The following is a 19,847-nucleotide window of genomic DNA, read 5'->3' as shown; positions in this document are numbered from 1 at the left end:
CAGATATCCGAAGACAGCAAAACAAGAACCTTCTCAAGCGCACCCCTGTTTGAATTAGAACAGGCCAGTTTTTCCGTTGGAACTCGGGTTTTGCTCGAACCACTGACAGTAAGTTTGCCAGCACGGCGAATTATTGGCCTGATCGGGCACAACGGCTCTGGCAAGTCGACATTGGTCAAGCTCCTGGCTCGCCAAAATCCACTCACTGCTGGCAAGATTTCGTTCGATGGCAAATCATTGAATGAATGGGGCAGCAAGCCATTCGCCCGTAAGGTGGCTTATTTGCCTCAGCAGGCACCACATACCCCAGGGATGCTTGTGAGTGAGCTCGTCGCGCTCGGACGATATCCATGGCACGGCGCTCTTGGTCGGTTTGGCCCGGAGGACAAAACGATGGTGGAGGAAGCAATGAGGCTGACCGACGTTGCGCGGTATCGCGCCCGCCTCGTTGATACGCTTTCAGGCGGGGAGCGGCAGAGGGTATGGCTCGCGATGCTGGTTGCGCAAAACCCCGACTGTCTCCTCCTTGATGAGCCGACCTCCGCCCTCGACATCGCCCACCAGATCGACATTCTCGCGCTTGTTCGCCGACTGGTTGACGAACGTGGACTTGGGGCCATCGTCGTGCTCCATGACGTGAACATGGCAGCTCGCTTTTGCGACGAAATCCTGGCACTTCATTCTGGAAAACTCATCGCGCGCGGGAGGCCAGAGGAGATCGTGTCTCCGGATCAACTGCAAGCAATCTATGAGACTAAAATGGGGGTCATGCGCCATCCTGATAGCGGTATACCGCTGGCATATCCTCGGTAAACCAGCCGCTCGTCGGCAGGATGCTTTGAGTAGCAATCCATGCAGTTAAAGGCATACGAACCGTCGACATCACTCTTCGACGCAGCGAAATATTGCTGCGTCCCTTCTTGTTGGAAGACCATGCGCGTACTTGGTTCGACACCGTGATCGCTCACCACCCATGAGACCGGTAAATCCTTGCAGGTCTCATGGGAAGAGGTTGGAACGCTTACCAAAGCTGATGGACGTGAGGAGCAATGCGGTTTTCGTAGATAGTTTTGATTGTCTCCATCGTTGATGGCGAAAGCTCGGCGATACTGCTCCCCAAGGCATTGGCATTCGCCTGTTCGGCGCTCTTGGCTCCTGGAATGACCGTGCTGACAGCCTCGTTCATGAGAATCCAGCGCAGAGCAAACTGGGCCATAGTCACGTCATCGGGAACAAGCTTTCTAATATCCTCAACGACCTCAAGTGCCACGTCGTAAGGTACGCCAGAGAATGTCTCGCCCTTGTCGAAGGCTTCTCCGTTGCGATTGAATGCCCGATGGTCATCGGCAGCAAACGTCGTCTGGGCGTTCATCTTCCCAGTCAACAGACCGGATGCGAGAGGGACCCGGACGACGACCGCAACACCCTTCCGCTTGGCCTCTCGGAAGAAGAGATCGGCTGGTCGCTGCCTGAAAACATTGTAGATAATCTGGATTGACGCCACGCCTGGATATTCAATCGCCTTGAGGCCTTCTTCAACTTTCTCGACGGAGACACCGTAATTCCTGATCTTTCCTGCCCCGATCAGCGATTCCAGTGCTTCGAAAACATCGGGGCGATAGTACACCCCCGTTGGCGGGCAATGGAGTTGAAGGAGGTCCAGGCAGTCCGTTTCGAGGTTCTTGAGTGACCTGTCGACAAACGAGGTCAAGTTCTCTTTGTTGTAACCCGCGGATACGTGCGGCGACAGGCGACGTCCTGCTTTCGTGGCAACGAATGGCCTTTCACCGCCACGTTCCTTCAGAACATGAGCAATGATCCGCTCTGATCGCCCGTCACCGTAAACATCGGCGGTGTCGATAAATGTCGTTCCTGCATCCAAGGCAGCGTTCAGCGCTGCGCGCGCATCCGCTTCGGAAACATCGCCCCACGAACCGCCTATCGCCCAGGCACCGAAGCCGATTTCCGAGACCAAACGTCCCGTCGTGCCAAATTCTCTATAGTTCATGTGTATCTCCTTATGGCATCAATTGTCCGCCGTTGACCTCGATGACCTGCCCGGTGATGTACCCGGACATTGCCTCTGAGGCGAGGAAAAGGAACGCGCCGACGCACTCCTCCGGCGTCCCCTCCCGTCCCATGGGAATGGTGGTTCTCTGTGCGGCCATGATTTCCGCCGATGTATACCGGTCGTGAAATGGTGTCTGGATCAGGCCAGGGGCGACCGCATTGACCCGGATCCTGTCCTTGATGAATTCCTTGGCCTGTCCTCGGGTCAGACTGCTGACGAAAGCCTTGGCTGCTGCATAAAGAACGGCACCACCGCCGCCGCCGTTTCGGGCCGCGATCGACGTGGTGTTGATGATGAACCCACCCCCGGATGCAACGAGATGGCGATGAGCCGCGACGCTTGCCTCCCAGAGTGACTTTGCATTCAGCTCCAAAACGCGGTCGAAATGCTCGGAAGTGGCTTCTGTGGTCGGAACTCTCCCCAACATTCCGCCCGCATTGTTGATGATGCCATCGAGCCCTCCGAGAAGACGTGATGCCTCGTCTACGACCTTTGCGCCCATACCTGGGGCACCAAGGTCTCCCTGAACGAGCACCGTATTTTCGGAATGCTGCCCCTGCAGCATGGCGGCCGCTTCGCGGCTTTCGTTGAAATGAATGGCGACGCGAGCACCTTGCGCGGCAAAGGCCGATACGGCCGCCGCACCGATTCCAGTCGAACCTCCTGTTACGAGGACACGCTTGCCCTTTAGATCACCGAACACAAAGCCATCGAACATGTTACTTCCTCCACGAATTCTCCCGACATGTCATAGCAATTGCCACGCATCTCGCCGCATGATTTATGATGAAATCCATTCATTCTATCGATGAAAGACAGGCATCATGGATTTTTTTGAGCGGATCGATCTGGCAGATTTGAGACTTTTTACGACCATCGTGAGGAGGCAGAGCTTCAAATCTGCGGCAATCGAGCTTGGTATGACGCCGTCGGCAGCCAGTCACGCGATGCGGCGTCTGGAAAGTCGGCTCGGGGCAAAGCTGTTGAACCGCACAAGCCGGGCCGTAGCACCAACGGACCTTGGTGTTGAACTCGCATCCCATCTCGCCGAAGGCTTCGATGTTATTGGCGCGGCACTGCACTCGCTAAGAGCACCCGGTGCTGCCAGGTTCGGCGAGCTTCGCCTCAACGCATTTGCCGATGCTGCCCATCTGCTGATCGCGCCTGCGCTGCCCGAGTTCGCACGGCAGTGTCCGGATGTCAGAATAACGGTTGTCGTGGAAGATCGTCCGATCGATATTGTCGCTGAGGGATATGACGCAGGCTTCCGCTACGGCGACACGGTACCGGAAGACATGGTTGCGTTGCCGCTCACCGGCCCGCAGCGTTGGGTGATCGCGGCGTCACCTGCTTATTTGCAGGCACGAGGCACTCCGAACACAATCGACGAACTGGCTCAACATACCTGTCTGCAACTCCTTCTTGGCGATAACGCCGCATTCAAATGGGAGTTGTCGGACGGTACCGAGACCGTAAGGTTGCGATTGCCCGGTTCTGTCACCATCAATGACACGGCCACCACCATAGCGGTGGCAAAGGCTGACGTTGGATTGGCATATGTGTTGGAGGCGCGGATTGCGGACGAGATCAGAGACGGAACCTTGAAGGTGGTCTTACCTGACCATGCCTCTCCGGGTGAACCATTCCATGTTTATTATGACAGCCGCCGCCACGGCCACCCGGGCCTACGATCCTTGGTCAACATCATTCGCCAGCAGAACGGTCTCACCAGATTGTTCGACGAGAGAGGCGCTATGGCTACCCCATGAACATCAGCGATGGCGCGGCAAGGCAAGAAATCGGCACTGATCGCGTACCCATTAGTCGTGTTGTCGCACATTTGACGATTGCCAGCAGCGTACTGAGCATCATTCAGGTGAAACGACCATATTCATCTGAAAGCTTGCGGGCACCAGCGATGGTCCCATTGAGAATTGCCGCTCTGTCAACTTCGCTTGTCCCCGACATGAATGGAACACTCAGGGCCGCAATCACTTCGGCACCTTTGCCACGGATCGGCGCTGCGTAAGAGCATACGCTTAGGCTATATTCGCCCGGATCTTCGGCCCACTCTCGTTCCTGAACAAGACGCATCTCACGCTCGAACTCATCCATGTCGACAATGGTCCGCTCGGTGAGCGATGGCCTGTTGCTACCCAAAAGGCGCTGACGTAGCTCAGTTTCTAGGTAAGCCATTAGCACTTTACTCGCGCCACCGGCATGAAGAGGCAAATATTCGCCTATGCTGTAACTCATTGCATGTGGCGTGCGTGCACTGGCACCAGCAACCACCATGATTGCGCCTCTCTCCAGCACCGAAATCTTGCATGTCTGGCCGATGTCGAGCGCAAGTTTGTCGAGCGTGGGTTGCAGGAACCGCAACCGCGAAATGAAGTCGGAGCCCGGCGTCACTTTTTCAGCAAGCTGCAGAAGTCTGCCACCAAATGCAAAGCGCCCAGCCGAAACCTCGCGCAACATGTCGCACTCGATCAATGAGTTCAGCAATCGATAAACCGTGGAACGCGCGAGCCCTGTCCTTTCCACAAGTGCTGCCTGTGAAACGGCATCGCCGGTGCTCTCGATAACCTCAAAAATCTGCATCATTCGTTCAATTGTTGGATTGCTGTTCGGCATGCGGCGTCCCTGTGTCTTGACGGATGAACAAATTTCAGGCTAATGTTCAAATAAGAAACATATTAGTTCATATATGAACCTTTATGACATGTCCAGCAAAAAAAGCTGGTTGGGAGGAAAAGTTATGAGAATCGCGATGTGCCTCGAGCCGGAGGTCAACTCCAAATGGCATTACGGTCGTGAAATGGGCGTTCTTGACGGCGTTACCATTCGTGATGTGACCACAGAGGTTCCGATCTGGGAGCTCCCCACTCTGGCGCGTGTTCAGCAGTCGTATCAGGATTTCGGCTTCAAGATCGGCGTTGTTGAAGGCTGGGTTCCAATGAACAACATCAAGCTGGGCCTACCTGAGGGTGAGTTGGAGTTGGAGCGCGTCATCCGCGTCATCGAAAACATGGGTGCGTTGGGCATCGAGGTCTTCTGCTACAGTTGGATGGCAAACTACGGTTGGATGCGTACCTCATCCACGACGCGCCTGCCTGGCGGAGCGCTGACAACGAGCTACGACCACTCCATCCTCCAGAAGGATCAGCGCGCGCAAGGCGCGGTTAGCGTCACCGAAGACCATCTATGGGGTACGCTCGAAAACTTCATAAAAATTGTCACACCGATTGCCGAAAAGGCGGGCGTAAAACTTGCGATGCATCCCGACGACCCGCCACTGTCGCCTCTCCTCGGCGTTGGCCGCATCATGCGCAGCATCGATGCTTTCGAGCGTTTGCTCTCGCTATCCGACAGTCCCGCCAACGGCATTACGTTCTGCCAGGCGAATTTTGCAGCCATGAACGCTGATGTCCCAGCCACGATCCGCCAACTCGGGCGTGATGGCCGCATTCACTTCGTGCATTTCCGTGACATTGAAGGCGATGCCGAGCACATGACCGAGGCTTTCCACGGTCAGGGCAAGACAGACATGTACGCCACTATCAAAGCCTATCGCGACATTGGCTTTAAGGGCGTCATGCGGCCAGACCACGCTCCTGTCATGTGGGGAGAGCCGAACGCCAACCCCGGTTATGAAGGTCTGGGGCGCATTTACGCGGTCGGCTACATGCGCGGACTGATGCAGGCGGCGGAAGCCGAAGCAGCAAACGCGAGGTAATCACCATGGCTACGTCATCGGTTCCAGCAGGCTTTTCCAGCCCGCCACTGCCTTCGCGCAAACCTCGCCACAAACCGGATTGGCTGGTGGCGTATCTCTTCCTTGCGCCTGCCGCTGCAATTTTCGCAGCTTTCGTCGCCTATCCGCTGATTGACGGCATCTCCACGGCATTCACCAGCCGTGCCGTTGCACAGCCAGGTGTTTTTGTCGGCCTGCAGAATTTTGCAAAACTGTTCGCCGACCCACAATTCAGGCTCGCGGCCTGGAATTCTCTGGTGCTCACCATCGGTACGGTCGCTGTTAAGCTCGTTCTCGGTCTGACATTTGCGGTGCTGTTGTCCCAGCCTATGCCCATGCGCGGCGTGATCCGGGCGCTCGCATTTCTACCGTGGGCCGTGCCCGGCATGATCGCCAGTCTCTCTTGGAAATGGATTTTCGACGAACAGAGCGGCGTTCTTCAATATCTCGTCTTTCTGCTGGGGCTGTCTGACAAGCCGGTCTACTGGTTGTCCGACCCCTCCGTCGCTCTCTTTGCTGTTGCCATCGCAATGGTTTGGCAGGGTCTGCCGTTCTTTACGATGATGTTCGTGGCCGCACTGGCTTCTATTCCGTCCGATCTCAACGAGGCCGCCGCAATCGATGGCGCGGGCATCGTTCGTCGCTTCTTCTCTGTCACGTTACCTCAGATGCGCGGTGTCATGGCCGTCACCGTTATGCTGTCCACGATCTGGACATTCAATTCCTTCGAAATGGTCTTCGTGCTGACGGGTGGCGGTCCGGCGGGGCGCACGCACATCATGCCGACACTGGCCTACGACTTCGCCATAGCCCAGAGCCAGCTCGGCCTCGGTTCGGCAGTCATCGTGTCGGTCGTGCCGGTGTTTGTCATCCTGATCTTTCTGCTGACCAAACGCATGCTCAACCGGGACGGAGAATAAGACCATGGTGGAGAGAAAAAGAACCAAGCTCATTCGCAATATTGTGACCGCAATCGGCATCCTGATCGCCCTGTTCTGGTCACTCGCTCCGGTCTATTGGGTCGTCGTTACCTCGTTCAAAATCCCGCGAGAAATCTACGCGCTGCCACCAACGCTGTTCCCGCATGAGCCGACGCTCGAGAACTATCGCGAAGCCTTGTTCGGCTCACCGTTTCTTCGCTATCTCTTCAATAGTTTTGTGGTTGCCGTTGGGGTGACTATGATTTCAGTATGCCTTGGCGCTTTGACCGCCTATCCGATTGCCCGCATGAGGTTCAAGGGTCGCGTCAACGCCGCTCGTCTCATCGTCGCTGCCTATCTGTTGCCACCATCGCTTCTGTTCATTCCGCTGTTTCTGGTGTTGCAGAACCTCGGCCTCATCGATACGCGCCTTGGCCTGATCGTCGCTTATCTGACATTCACCGTGCCGTTCTGCACATGGATGATGATCGGCTACTTCCACACGATCCCGATGGAGTTGGACGAGGCTGCGCAGATGGATGGCGCAACTCGTCTTCAGACGCTGATCCGTGTGGTGTTGCCAATCGCCACACCGGGCCTTGCCGTGGTTGCGCTCTTTGCCTTCACGCATGCCTGGAACGAGTTCCTGTTTGCGCTGGTCTATGTTTATTCGGATCAAGCGAAAACCTTTACGGCCGGCCTCTCCGGGCTGGTTATGGGCGACACTTTCATTTGGGGCCAGCTCATGGCGAGCTCGGTTCTGGCGATCATCCCCATACTCATCATCTACCTTGGTGCCCAACGCTACATCGTCGAAGGACTGGCAGCGGGAAGTGTCAAAGGCTGAGACTTTTATCAACCTGAGGAGGACATGACATGATAAAATTTAAGACGACATTGATGGCGTCCGTACTAGCGCTATGCGCCGCTACGGCAGCCAATGCAGCAGATCTCACGGTTTGGGGCCTGCAAGCCTTCAACAAGGACGCCGACGCGCTGATGGGCCAGATGGCGAAAGACTTCGGTAAAGCAAAGGGCATCGACGTCCAATATGTCGTCGTTCCCGCAAACGTCCTGACCGAACGTCTGGCCTCTGCCTTCGAAGGCAAAGCTGCACCAGACGCCTTCATGCAACTCGGCCAGAATTCGCAATATTATGCGCAAAGCGGTTTGACCAAGCCTGTCGATGATATTCTCGCATCCATGCGCGCCCGTGACGGCGGGGTTTATGAAAGCATGGTTCCGCAGGCCATCTATGAGGGTCACGCGCACTCCGTTCCGATTGAAATCGACCTTGTGCCGATGTTCGCACGCAAGGACCTGATCGGGGAAACCGGCTTGCCGGTTCCCGAAACCTGGGAAGACCTGCGCAAGGTCAGCCAGGCTATCATCAAGAAAAACCCACAATATGTCGGTCTTGGTATTCCACTTTCCAATGCAAACGATGCTGAATCGCAGCTTCGCATGCTGTTCTGGTCGTTTGGTGGCGCGATGTTCTCCGAAGACAGCAAAAGCGTGACATGGAATTCTCCCGAAACGGTGGCCGCATACCAATTCATCAAGGACATGTATGAGGAAGGTACTATTCCCCGTAACGTCGTGACATGGGACGACGGCGGCAACAACACGGCCTACCAGACAGGGCGCGCCGCATTCATCATGAACCCGCCAAGCGTCTATTCCTGGATGGTCGAAAACGACAAGAAGCTGCTCGAAAACTCGGTTCTGATCAACATTCCGAAGGGCCCGGGCGAAAAGGGACGGTCCGCAACGCTTCTCGGCTCTTTCTCCTGGCTGGTCAGCAGCCAGACGAAGCAGGAAGCGCTTGCCAAGGAATGGATCCAGTATTTCTTCCAGTCTGAGAACTACGAGAAGCTGATCCAGACCACCGGTGGCCGCTGGTATCCGATCTTCCCGGCACTGGCAAAGTCCATGCCGCTCTTCAAGGACAATCCATCCTTCGCAAACTTCGACAAGCTTGCAACAGATGGCCTAACAATCGGCTTCAAGGGTGCCCCGACCCCGCTCGCATCGCAGGTCTATACCGCCAAGATCCTCTCCTCATCCGTGCAGCAGATGATCGTTGACGGCAAGTCTCCGCAGGATGCCGCAGCCTGGGCGCAGGCCGAAGTCGAAAAGCTGGCTTCTGCAAAGAAGTAGTCACTGATCGTCGGGCAGAGATATGTCCCTGCCCGGCTCCCAACCCTCTTTAAAGATGCAGGATCTCCCATGAAGATACCGACAATTGTCCGCCCTTCCAAAGACCTGATCCGGGCGCTTGCCGAAGTCGGCACTGCGACGCTGAGCGGTGAAATGAGTAAAATCGGCATTCGAGATGCGCATATTTGCGGACCTGTTTCCGTTTCTCCCGGCAAGACGATTGCCGGTCCTGCGCTGACCTTGCAGTTTCTTCCCAAGCGCGAAGACGTTTATGACGTCGATGAGTACGGCAACCCAGAAGCGCAGATGCACCGGCAGGTTCTATACCAGGTCGAAGAAGGCGATGTCGTGGTGGTCGATGCGCGGGGCGATATGCGCAGCGGCGTTTTCGGGGAAATGATGATCACCTATCTGCAGGGCCGCGGTGGTGCTGGCGTCATTGTGGATGGCTGTATTCGCGACACCCGTAGGGCGCGCGACATTGGCCTGCCGATGTGGACCCGTGGCTCCACCCCCAATTTCCATACGCAGACAAGTCTGTTTCCACACGCCGTAAACGTTCCCATCGCCTGCGGCGGTACGCTCGTCATGCCAGGCGATATCATTGTTGCGGATGATGATGGCGCGATTGTCGTGCCCATAAAATTTGCCGAGCAGGCGCTGAAGATCGCGAGCGAACATGCGGAGTGGGAAGACTTCTCTCGCCTTCGCCTCTCGCAGGGTGGCGATCTGCGCAAATATTACCCCCTCAAGGACGAAGTACGCGCCGAATACGAAGAGTGGCGCGCGGCTCAGTCCGCCACGGGTCTGTAAAGAGTAACGGGAGGAAAATCATGTCTGGAATTTCGTTACAGCAGATCAAAAAGTCGTTTGGTGCCGTTTCGGTGCTTCACGGCGTAGATCTCGACATCGCCAAAGGGGAGTTCGTCGTATTCGTCGGGCCCTCTGGCTGCGGTAAATCCACGATGCTGCGCATCATTGCAGGTCTTGAAGAAATCACATCTGGAACGTTGAAGATCGGCGACACTGTCGTCAACGATGTTCCGCCTGGCGAACGTGGCATCGCCATGGTTTTCCAGTCCTACGCGCTATATCCGCACATGTCGGTTTACGACAACATGGCCTTCGGCTTGAAGGTCAGCGGCATGGCAAAAGCCGAAATCGACACACGCGTCCGCCGCGCTGCTGAGATGTTGCAACTCATGCCCTATTTGGACCGCCGCCCGAAGAACCTTTCGGGTGGCCAGCGCCAGCGCGTGGCTATCGGTCGTGCCGTCACACGTGATCCGGAAGTATTCCTGTTCGACGAACCCCTGTCGAACCTGGATGCGGCCTTGCGGGTGGCGACACGTATGGAAATTGCCAACCTGCACGAAGCGATGCCGGATACAACGATGATCTACGTCACCCACGATCAGGTCGAGGCCATGACGCTGGCAGACCGGATCGTCGTGTTCAATGCTGGCCGGATTGAGCAGATTGGTTCGCCGATGCAGCTCTACGATAAGCCACACAACCTTTTTGTTGCACGTTTCATCGGTTCGCCGGAGATGAATATCGTTACGGCAAAGCTACAGAAGAAAGACGGTCGTGCTGAAATAGCCATCTCGGGCAATATCATCGATGTAACGGACCGTAGGGACCTGGTATCTATTGCAGACAATTCGGATATTAGCGCCGGTATCCGGGCCGAACATCTTTATCCCGCGACCGCAGAGACTGCGAGAATTAGGGGCAAGGTCGTCCACAGCGAAAAGCTGGGCGAAGTCACCATCGTTTATCTCGATGTCGGTGGCTCGGCATCTGTCGCAGCGAAACTGCCCGGCGTCTCATCTCCTCGAAAGGGAGATGAGATCATGCTGACGTTCGATAACGCAAACCTGCATTTCTTCGGAAGCGATGGTCTAAGGATGTGAGTGAATTAACCGATCAAATGCTGCTTCCCTGAGACGCTGAAACTGCGAACGCGTCTCTTTCATCGAATAGCTCCTTACCGTGCCAGTCATCAAACCTTTAGACGGCGTTTTGCAGGAAGTGGCAGATCCGCCACGGTCGAACTCAGACATCGACATAATCCTGAAGATTGCAGTGACCCTACTCGCCTCGGTGACCCCGTTCAGACAGCCGGCTCGGCACATAGGCATCACCCTGTCGCCCCTTAACACTGAGGAAAGCGGACGAAAACCGCAGCTAGCTTCCGAGCTCCGATCAGCAAGTATGCAAAACGAAAAAGCCTGCCGCGGGAGGGGGTGCGGCAGGCTTTCAGAAAATAACCGAACAGCGACTGGGAGGAGGAGTGCCGCTGTTACCACAGACATCCCTTGGGAGGAGGATTGGGCCGTCTGAACTTGAAGCTATGCGGGAGGATGTGCAACGCTTCAATGAAAACCAAGATACCTATTTTCGCAGCACATTAAATAGACTTTACTGCAGCACAGTTATGCGAAAAACGCACGCCTTGTTTCTGATGAGAGCGATCTCCAGCACAGTGCCTAGTGGCGACCACACACAAAAACGCCCGCGTCGTCGGCGGGCGTAATGTCATTCAAGACAGCTTGGGTCAGTTGATTAGCGAGCGACCGACTGGCGAGCAACGCTGTGGATGTCGGCGCGATTGATACCGAGGTCGTGCAGTTCGCGCGAGCTCATGCGGCCGAGTTCGGTAACGGTCTGACGGTACTTGCGCCAGTTGTTGAAGGAGCGTGCTACGTTCATGATTGATCCCTTTCGTGAGGTCTCTTGACGCCAGCAACCTTGCTCTGGCTCCAACGTCGTTTCGATGATTGGAATATAGCCCCTTGGCCGCCCGTCGATAAGACACAAGGTCTCAAGTCGGCTATGCGCTCAAAACATGGGTCCGATCAAAGATAAGCTGAAGGAAGCGAGGAGTCCTAAGCTATTCGACAGACTGCCCGGAGACGCGGGTGACGTCTTTCAAAAAGTTGCCGTGCTACGCGGGAAGGCACTGGACTTGCGGGCGGTGGGCTTGCCGTCCTCTCATATATTGTTGCCTAAGGAGGACATTGAAACAGGATATCTGATCCAGTTCATGCATGACTTTCCAACGGCTCGATGACCGATCAACGTCGTTTAAGCGTCCTGTTGCAATCTGCTCTCCCGGTTCGTACGGCTGTGGGATTTCTAGCCGATGCTGCCAAAGACGACGACCTCATGGTGCACTTTTGCGCCTGCATGAGTTTTTAAGACTTCTCTCGGATGACTTATCCAGCTGTGTCGTTATGACCATGGAATGATTCCGTATTTCTGATGCTTCTGAGAGGAAACCAAAACACCATTCCATTCGTATAGCCACCAGAACAGATTACAAGTTCAGCTGGCCCATCCTATCGATCGGCTATCGGAACACCGCAGACATCGTAGCCGATAGGCTCGACATACAAATGATTGGGAGTAGACATGGATTCTGGGCTCGCGCCATCGTCCGCGGTTTCTAGTGGCAAAAATGAGCTCACCCCTGAAGATGTTGAAGACGCACGCAAAGCCTTTCTTCTGAAACGTTTCTGGATCAGTGCGAGAGGATTTTGGGGTCGTGGTGGAGATGTCTTCGCCTGGGCAGCCTCACTGGGTCTTCTCATCATGATTGGCATCAATGTAGGCTTCCAATACGGCATCAACGTTTGGAACAGGGGCCTGTTCGACGCGATCGAACAGCGCAACGCAGCCGATGTTTATTACCTCGGTTCTCTTTTCCCGCCCTTGGTTCTGGGTAGCGTGGCACTGGTTACCGCACAGGTCTATGTGCGCATGAGGATTCAGCGGCGTTGGCGCACATGGCTTACGAAAGGCCTGATCGGGCGTTGGCTCGATAACGGCCGGTATTACCAGCTGAACCTGATCAAGGGCGACCACCAAAACCCGGAAGCCCGTATTTCAGAGGATATGCGGATTGCCACGGAAGCACCCGTTGATTTTACAGCAGGTGTGATTTCTGCATTCGTTTCTGCCTCGACATTCATCGTCGTACTTTGGACGATCGGCGGTGCACTGACCCTGCCGATTGCCGGAACGGTCGTAACGATCCCAGGGTTTCTCGTCATCGCCGCCGTCATATACGCGACCATTACGTCGAGCTCGATTGCCTTCATCGGGCGGAATTTCGTACGCGTTTCCGAGACCAAAAACCAGGTGGAAGCCGAGTTTCGATATACGCTGACACGCGTCCGCGAAAACGGCGAAAGCATCGCCTTGCTTGGTGGTGAAGAAGAGGAGCGCGAAGACCTCGATCGCAGGTTCGCCAATGTCCGAAAGCAATGGAGATTGCTTTCGAACCAATATATGCGCACCACATTGGTATCTCACAGTTCGATGTTGATTGCCCCAGTCGTGCCAGTCCTGCTCTGCGCTCCCAAATTCCTGGATGGAAGCATGTCCTTGGGTCAAGTCATGCAGGCCGCGTCCGCCTTTACAATCGTTCAGGGAGCATTTGGATGGCTAGTTGATAATTACCCGCGTCTTGCAGACTGGAACGCCTGCGCACGACGTGTGGCATCGTTGATGACGTCGCTGGACGGGCTTGAACATGCGGAGAAGAGCGAAGACGTAGGGCGGATCAAACGCGGCGAAACGACGGGTGCCACGATGCTCAGCCTTAACGATCTCTCGGTCTCGCTTGGCGATGGAACTGCGGTCGTGAAGGAGACAGAGGTTCAGATCGAGCCGGGTGAGCGAGTTTTGGTTGCTGGAGAGTCTGGTTCTGGCAAAAGCACTCTGGTGCGCGCCATTGCTGGATTGTGGCCATGGGGAGGTGGCAGTGTCAATTTTCATCCCGAACATCAATTGTTCATGCTGCCGCAAAAACCTTACATTCCGACCGGGACACTCCGCCGTGCCGTGTCCTATCCCCGCCCTGCCGACAGCTGGACGGAACAGGAAATCCACGCTGCGCTGGAAAAGGTTGGTTTAGGCCAGCTCAACGAAAAGATCGAAGAGGACGCACCATGGGATCACACCTTGTCAGGTGGTGAGAAGCAGCGTCTCGCCTTTGCACGGCTTCTGCTCCATAAGCCGAATATTATCGTTTTGGATGAAGCGACTTCCGCGCTCGATGAAAAAACGCAAGACAAAATCATGGGAATGCTCATTGAAGAGTTGCCCGACGCGACCGTATTAAGCGTGGCGCACCGTGTAGAACTCGAAGCTTTTCACACCAGAAAGATTACGTTGGAAAAACGAGAAGGCGGCGCCAAACTCGTTAGCGATGTCGGTTTGATGCAGAAAAATCGAAAAGGCAATACCCTGTCACGGCTGATAAAACGCGGACGCTCCCGCAAGAATTCAGGGAGATCGCAATGACATGCCGAACGTGCCGGGCCATTGAAAACCATCGCGTTGGGGAAAGCCTTCAATGACGAGGTTGATCTTCATTCTTGGCGATCAGTTGTCACCACACATTTCATCGCTTGTTGGTGCTAAAAAGGAGAAGGATACGATACTGCTGTGTGAGGTGATGACGGAGGCGACTTATGTCGGTCATCATAAACAAAAGCTGGCCTTCGTATTTTCGGCAATGCGCCATTTTGCCGATGAGCTTCGAGCCGATGGATATCAGGTTATTTATACCCGCATTGACGACAAGGATAATGCGGGTTCATTTTCTGGCGAGTTGAAGCGGGCAATCTCGAGGGTCAAGCCCGTTTCGGTCCGAATTACCGAAGCGGGAGAATGGCGTGTTCGGGCCGAAATCGAGTCCTGGAAAACCTGTCTGGGTATTGACGTCGAGGTTCGACCTGATGATAGATTCTTGTGCACACACGATGAGTTCGCGAACTGGGCTGGTGGCCGCAAGACGCTGACGATGGAATATTTCTATCGCGATATGCGCAGTAAGACCGGCTTGTTGATGAACGGCGATGATCCCATCGGAGGACGCTGGAACTTTGACGCGGAAAACCGCAACCCTGCACGCCCTGATCTCTTCCGCCCACAAAATCGCTCTTTCCCACCAGACGCGACAACCCGCGAGGTTATAGAGACAGTCGCCCGGCTATTCCCCGGCAATTTTGGTAGGCTCGACAAGTTCGGCTTTGCGGTCACGCGATCAGATGCAGAGCGCGTGCTGCAATCGTTTGTCGATGATTTTCTTCCCAACTTTGGCGCAACGCAGGATGCGATGCTGCAAGAGGATTCCAACCTTAACCACTCGCTGCTGTCATTCTACATTAACATCGGCCTCCTGGACGCTCTCGAAGTCTCTCGAGCCGCAGAGCGAGCCTATTTCGATGGCACTGCACCGCTCAATGCGGTTGAAGGCTTTATTCGCCAGATCATTGGCTGGCGAGAGTACATGCGCGGTATCTACTGGTTGGCTGGCCCTGATTACGTCGAAAGCAATTTTTTCGACAATACGCGACCTCTCCCTGACTTCTACTGGTCGGGTAAGACTGAGATGAATTGTCTGGCGACAGTCATCACGGAAACGATCGACCATGCCTACGCCCATCATATTCAACGGTTGATGATAACTGGTAATTTTGCCTTGATCGCGGGGATAGATCCAAAGGCAGTCCACACTTGGTACCTGGAGGTTTACGCCGACGCGTACGAATGGGTCGAACTACCCAATGTGATCGGCATGAGCCAATTCGCGGATGGCGGATTTCTCGGGACCAAACCATACGCGGCAAGCGGCAATTACATCAACCGCATGTCCGATTATTGTTCGACCTGCCACTTCGATCCGAAACAGCGGGTCGGCGTCAGAGCCTGTCCATTTAATGCGCTGTACTGGGATTTCCTTGCACGCAACAAGGCAAGATTAGCCGGAAACCCTCGCTTAGCTCAACCCTACGCCACATGGTCTAAAATGGATGACGGGGTCAAAGGAGGAATCAGACAACAGGCTGCGAAGTTCTTGTCCCAACTCCAATGATAGTCGACTACCAAAAAAGGAAACTGCTGCCGATATATAACATCGGGTGACGCTCACATAGACATCAGGAGAGGTATACTGGGCCGCAAACATCTCCTGGACGGGTATCGTGAGGGGCTTGATATTCTGCATCCTTTAAATGTTGAGATCTATTGATTTTTTTTGTTATAGGGGCCTGAGCGCACGGAGACTTGCAAAAATCGGCTGCCTTGAAGGGATTCGAACTCCCAACATCCAAACTTAGCCATTCTAAACTGGAAAGGCTCCTGAATTTACAAATTCTAGTGACTTCATTCCGCCGCCACCTTCTCATCCGCCGTCCGACTTTCCCATTCCTGCGGCGTCAGCGTCTTGATATCGAACTGATCGCGGGTGCGGGTATAAGTGTGTCCACCCATGCGGCCGACGGCATCCATGAGCTGTTGGTCGATATGAAGGTTGGCCGCGTTGACAGCATCGCTGCGAACGAAGACGCCAACGACTTCGCCGAGAATGATTTCGCGGGCCGGACCGACCTGGAGGGTCGTGTGGCGGCGGCATTCCAGGGCAGCGGGAGCCGACAGAATACGCGGGCTGCAGACCATCTGGCCAGGCACGGTCGCGAGGCCCGCTTCTTCCATCTCGTCCACCTCGGGGCCGAACTTGATGGCACAGATTTCCATCTGGTCGACCAGCGCGTTATCGCAGATATGGACAGTGAATTCGCCGGTCTCTCTGATATTGCGGGCAGTGTCCTTGAAGCGCATGTCCGAATAGTTCTCGACGCCGATTGCGACGATGGCTGGATCATGGGTCAGGACATTGAAGAAGCTGAACGGGCCGGCGTTGGGTGTCCCGTCCTTGCTGACCGTCGTCACCAGTGCAATAGGGCGCGGGATGACGGTGCCTATGAGTATTTTGTAGCGTTCCCGTTCGCTGAGTTTTGCGAAATCGAAATGGGTGTGTTCGGTCATATCAGGCCTCGGCAGCGATACGGTGGGTTTCAAGCGGGGTGTGGCGGGAAAGGTTTTCGAACCCGTCCTTGGTGACGACATACATATCGCCGACATTACAGCCTGCCGACAACGGCTCAAGCCATTGCGTGTGCAGCACGAACGCCATGCCCTCTTCCATCCGGTCATAATTGTGGGATGAGATATTGAAGCTGTTCTGGCCACCAGCCATACCGACCGAGTGACCCAGATTGGGGTTATGCGGCCCATGCGTCGCCGGGTAAACATGCATCAAAGTGCGGCCCTGCGCCTCCCAGTCGATATTCTTGACATATTGGCGCGGGATCACCCGCGCGCTGCCATCATCCATCGGTGCCCAATTGTACGGCATGGTGCGGGCTTCCGGTGAGGAAAGCATGCCGCGCTCAATCATTGGCTCGAAGGCCGCATTGTTGACATCCCGCATCAGCGCGCCGGGACGGATCAGCTTTTCGGCTCGTTTGACGCCTTCAGTGCAGGCCGCCAGCACCTCTTCCTGCCGTTTAGTGATATCACCAACCGCGATCATGCGCGCCGTCTGGGCGGTGTAACCGCGATAGGTGATGTTGGAGACGTAAAGATTGATGAGATCGCCCGGACGTGCGACATGGCCATATGGCTTGCCGCAATGGGTGCCGAACTCGTTGATGCCGATCTGATAGCCATCACCGGTCTCGCCGCCAAAGGAGAGCTGTGCCTGCGTGAAGGCGGCATAGATTTCGTGGTCGGTGATACCAGGTTTGGCGACATGATAGGCCGCCTGCGTGGCGATGCTGACGAGTTGGGCTGCCGCTCGAAACATTTCGATTTCGCGCGGCGAGCGCACTTTCTGCATGCGGTCGAGAATGGCATTGTCAGAAACGAATTTGCTTTTCGGCATTAACTCATAGAGGGCCGCCCAGAAGGTGAGCGAGGTACGGTCACCGATGCGTCCGATCTGCGCCTTCGCCAGGCCCATACCGGCCAGCAGTTCGGCACATTTTTCAGCCGTCTTGATCACGCTGTCGCCGGGACGATCGGCATATTCGCGGCCAATTGGACCGATCTGCCAGATGTCTTCTACCAGCACAGGCTCACCGCCCGGCGGCAGGAGCACAGATTGCGTGAAGAAGGACAAGAGCACCATCGGCTTGTCGGCATCCGTCGGGATGATCAGCACGCCTTCGCGCATCCAGTCGCAGATATAGCGCAGATAGTGGTTGGACGTATGGAACCAGCCGACGCCTCCGGTGTGGACGAGGAGCGCATCGTGGCCAGCTTCGACGGCCTGGCGGCGAATGCGGCGTAGGCGGTCCTCGAATTCCTCGATGGGTAGAGGCAGGGGTGCGACAAAGTCGAAATCCGGCTGGAAATCGGCAAGCAGCGATCCGATGCGATAGTTGCCTGCCTTATTGGCGTGTATGTTCATTGGGTATTCCTTCCAGAAGTATTTTTATTGGTTAGGTTGCCGGGATGGTGCCAGCACGCGCCTCGCCACCAGCATCACGATGAGAGTCAGTCCAATCAGGATTCCCGACATCGCGGCGACACGGACATCGAGAGACTCTTCGATCAGCGCGAACATGCGAAGCGGCAGCACGGTCGTTTGCGCATCGGCGAGAAAGAGCGAGATGGAGACGTTGTCGAGCGACTGAATGAAGACGAGGAAGGCACCAGCCAAAATGCCGGGTGCCAGCAGCGGCAGGATCACACGCCTCAACGTCGTGTACCACGTCGCGCCCATGACGGTGGAGGCTTCCGCCAGCGACGGGTTGATGCCCTGCGCAACAACGGATGCGGCACGGTACATAAGCGGCCCGAAGACGACGATATGGCCAATGACGGTCAACCAGAGCGACGGCTGGAAGCCGACGAAATTTGCCACGATCAGCGCCGCCAGACCATAAACAAGGCTTGGCAGAACGAGCGGTGCGAGCAGAAACGGCTCCAGCGCATTGACCGCGCGGCGTCTCATCCGCGCCATGCCGATTGTAGCAGGCACCGCAAACATCAGCGATCCCAGCACCGCAAGACCAGCGATTTTCAGCGAATTACCGGCTGCGATATGTTCTGTCCCTGAACGCACAGGATCGATCAGCGCCTCATACCACCGCAGGGAGAACCCCTCCGGCGGATATTTGAGTGTCTGGCCAGAGGTGAACGACATGGTGATGGCAATCACGATCGGTGCCACGAGATAGATCAGACTGAGACTGCCGAAACCGAAGACAAACGCTTTGTAGAGAAAAGTCGGGATCGGGTTTTCGCGATGATTATGCATGGCCGACAAGCCTCCTGTGACGGGAAATCATGGTCATGGCGACGAGAAGAATGCCGGTCGACAAAAGCAGGATGACGGCGATGGCCGAGGCCATAGGCCAATCGAACAGTGTGCCGACCTCGCGATAAATCAATTGCGGCACATAGACATTGCGCGCACCGCCGATGACGGCTTGGGTGACGAAGGACGCACTGGTGCTGGCAAAGACGAGGATCCAGCCTGCCAGCAGACCGGGCAGCATCATCGGCAGCAGAACCGTCACCAAGATACGCCATGGCCCGGCACCAGACACCTGCGCGGCCTCGGTGAACTGCACCGGCGTTCGCGACAGGATGGCGATCAGCGGCAGGATGATCAGGGGCAAGTCGATCTGGCACATGGCCATGACGAGACCTAACTCGGTGGAGAGCAGCGTGAACGGCCGCTCCGCAAGTCCAAGCGCCACGAAGGCCTCGCTGATCGGTCCCTGTCGTCCAAGAATGACGATCCAGGCGAAGGTTCTCACCACATTGCTAGTCAGCATAGGAACAAGCGTCAGGAAGATGATGATCTGCCGCGCAGTCTTGCTACTGTGCCAATAGAGCAGCGCAATGGGAATGCCGAGCAAGGTGGTGCTGGCGATGGTCTGGAGACCGAGTATGGCGGTGTTAACCAGCACACGGTAATTGAATGCATCGCCAAGAAAGCGCGCATAATTGTGCAGCGACACGCCGTCAGGGCCGATGAAGCTGAACCCGACAAGAACGGCGAGCGGCGTCGCAAAAAACGCCACCGACAGCAAAAGCATCGGGATAACGTATGGGAAACCGCTCGCTTTCATGT

18 protein-coding genes are annotated in these 19,847 nt (G+C 55.7%); 10 read left to right on the top strand and 8 right to left on the bottom strand.

Going from position 1 to position 19,847, the window contains the following annotated elements; genetic code table 11:
• Positions 1-3: 3 nt before the first annotated feature.
• Positions 4-813 carry an ATP-binding cassette domain-containing protein gene (locus CPJ18_RS05930; RefSeq protein ID WP_077107410.1) on the top strand — a complete coding sequence of 270 codons (810 nt, stop codon included), beginning with the start codon at positions 4-6 and terminating at the stop codon, positions 811-813.
• Between the two features lie 208 nt (positions 814-1,021).
• Here the strand turns inward: CPJ18_RS05930 and CPJ18_RS05925 are convergent, their stop codons facing one another.
• Positions 1,022-2,008, bottom strand: a complete 987-nt coding sequence (locus CPJ18_RS05925) for an aldo/keto reductase (RefSeq protein WP_103657411.1) — start codon at positions 2,006-2,008, stop codon at positions 1,022-1,024.
• A gap of 10 nt (positions 2,009-2,018) precedes the next feature.
• Positions 2,019-2,789: an SDR family NAD(P)-dependent oxidoreductase gene (locus CPJ18_RS05920; protein WP_103657410.1), complete on the bottom strand. Its 771-nt coding sequence runs from the start codon at positions 2,787-2,789 to the stop codon at positions 2,019-2,021.
• A 106-nt stretch (positions 2,790-2,895) separates the two neighbouring features.
• Here CPJ18_RS05920 and CPJ18_RS05915 point away from each other — a divergent pair, with 106 nt between their 5' ends.
• The gene (locus CPJ18_RS05915; protein ID WP_077107398.1) at positions 2,896-3,840 is read left to right on the top strand and encodes a LysR family transcriptional regulator; all 945 of its coding nucleotides are present in this window, start codon (positions 2,896-2,898) and stop codon (positions 3,838-3,840) included.
• A 103-nt stretch (positions 3,841-3,943) separates the two neighbouring features.
• Here CPJ18_RS05915 and CPJ18_RS05910 read toward each other — a convergent pair whose 3' ends face one another.
• The gene (locus CPJ18_RS05910) at positions 3,944-4,705 is read right to left on the bottom strand and encodes an IclR family transcriptional regulator (protein WP_077107397.1); all 762 of its coding nucleotides are present in this window, start codon (positions 4,703-4,705) and stop codon (positions 3,944-3,946) included.
• A 124-nt stretch (positions 4,706-4,829) separates the two neighbouring features.
• On the opposite strand from CPJ18_RS05910, the gene CPJ18_RS05905 reads away from it, so the two are divergent.
• The 6 genes from CPJ18_RS05905 to CPJ18_RS05880 all read left to right on the top strand — a co-directional run bounded on the left by CPJ18_RS05905 (position 4,830) and on the right by CPJ18_RS05880 (position 10,821).
• A complete protein-coding gene (locus tag CPJ18_RS05905; protein ID WP_077107396.1) occupies positions 4,830-5,807 on the top strand; it encodes a mannonate dehydratase in 978 nt (325 codons plus the stop codon).
• Positions 5,808-5,812: 5 nt separating this feature from the next.
• On the top strand, positions 5,813-6,745 hold the full coding sequence (locus tag CPJ18_RS05900; protein WP_103657409.1) for a carbohydrate ABC transporter permease: 933 nt from the start codon (positions 5,813-5,815) through the stop codon (positions 6,743-6,745).
• A 4-nt stretch (positions 6,746-6,749) separates the two neighbouring features.
• A complete protein-coding gene (locus CPJ18_RS05895) occupies positions 6,750-7,592 on the top strand; it encodes a carbohydrate ABC transporter permease (protein WP_103657408.1) in 843 nt (280 codons plus the stop codon).
• A gap of 29 nt (positions 7,593-7,621) precedes the next feature.
• Positions 7,622-8,905, top strand: coding sequence for an ABC transporter substrate-binding protein (locus CPJ18_RS05890; RefSeq protein ID WP_103657407.1), 1,284 nt, complete (start codon positions 7,622-7,624; stop codon positions 8,903-8,905).
• A gap of 69 nt (positions 8,906-8,974) precedes the next feature.
• Positions 8,975-9,718, top strand: a complete 744-nt coding sequence (locus CPJ18_RS05885; RefSeq protein WP_103657406.1) for a ribonuclease activity regulator RraA — start codon at positions 8,975-8,977, stop codon at positions 9,716-9,718.
• Between the two features lie 20 nt (positions 9,719-9,738).
• Entirely contained in the window at positions 9,739-10,821 is a 1,083-nt protein-coding gene (locus CPJ18_RS05880; RefSeq protein WP_103657405.1) for an ABC transporter ATP-binding protein, read from the top strand.
• A 652-nt stretch (positions 10,822-11,473) separates the two neighbouring features.
• Here CPJ18_RS05880 and CPJ18_RS05870 read toward each other — a convergent pair.
• A complete protein-coding gene (locus tag CPJ18_RS05870) occupies positions 11,474-11,620 on the bottom strand; it encodes a DUF1127 domain-containing protein (protein ID WP_077107390.1) in 147 nt (48 codons plus the stop codon).
• A gap of 702 nt (positions 11,621-12,322) precedes the next feature.
• On the opposite strand from CPJ18_RS05870, the gene CPJ18_RS05860 reads away from it, so the two are divergent.
• Both CPJ18_RS05860 and CPJ18_RS05855 read left to right on the top strand, forming a co-directional pair.
• Complete coding sequence (locus tag CPJ18_RS05860; RefSeq protein ID WP_103657403.1) at positions 12,323-14,218, top strand: ABC transporter ATP-binding protein/permease; 1,896 nt, start codon at positions 12,323-12,325, stop codon at positions 14,216-14,218.
• Positions 14,219-14,270: 52 nt separating this feature from the next.
• Complete coding sequence (locus CPJ18_RS05855; protein WP_077107387.1) at positions 14,271-15,794, top strand: cryptochrome/photolyase family protein; 1,524 nt, start codon at positions 14,271-14,273, stop codon at positions 15,792-15,794.
• Positions 15,795-16,084: 290 nt separating this feature from the next.
• Here CPJ18_RS05855 and CPJ18_RS05850 read toward each other — a convergent pair whose 3' ends face one another.
• Genes CPJ18_RS05850 through CPJ18_RS05835 form a run of 4 tightly spaced genes read right to left on the bottom strand, consistent with a single transcriptional unit; the run spans position 16,085 to position 19,845 of the window.
• Positions 16,085-16,747 carry a flavin reductase family protein gene (locus CPJ18_RS05850; RefSeq protein WP_077107386.1) on the bottom strand — a complete coding sequence of 221 codons (663 nt, stop codon included), beginning with the start codon at positions 16,745-16,747 and terminating at the stop codon, positions 16,085-16,087.
• Between the two features lies 1 nt (position 16,748).
• Positions 16,749-18,173, bottom strand: coding sequence for a M24 family metallopeptidase (locus tag CPJ18_RS05845; RefSeq protein ID WP_077122035.1), 1,425 nt, complete (start codon positions 18,171-18,173; stop codon positions 16,749-16,751).
• 24 nt (positions 18,174-18,197) lie between these two features.
• Entirely contained in the window at positions 18,198-19,025 is an 828-nt protein-coding gene (locus CPJ18_RS05840) for an ABC transporter permease (protein ID WP_077107384.1), read from the bottom strand.
• Entirely contained in the window at positions 19,018-19,845 is an 828-nt protein-coding gene (locus CPJ18_RS05835; protein WP_077107383.1) for an ABC transporter permease, read from the bottom strand. The genes CPJ18_RS05840 and CPJ18_RS05835 overlap by 8 nt, the downstream gene beginning before the upstream one ends.
• Positions 19,846-19,847 lie beyond the last annotated feature (2 nt).

Source organism: Agrobacterium rosae (assembly GCF_002915175.1).
In the GTDB taxonomy this organism is placed as follows: domain Bacteria; phylum Pseudomonadota; class Alphaproteobacteria; order Rhizobiales; family Rhizobiaceae; genus Agrobacterium; species Agrobacterium rosae.
The sequence above is the reverse complement of the archived record's forward strand: the minus strand, read 5'-3'. Positions and strand labels throughout refer to the sequence as shown.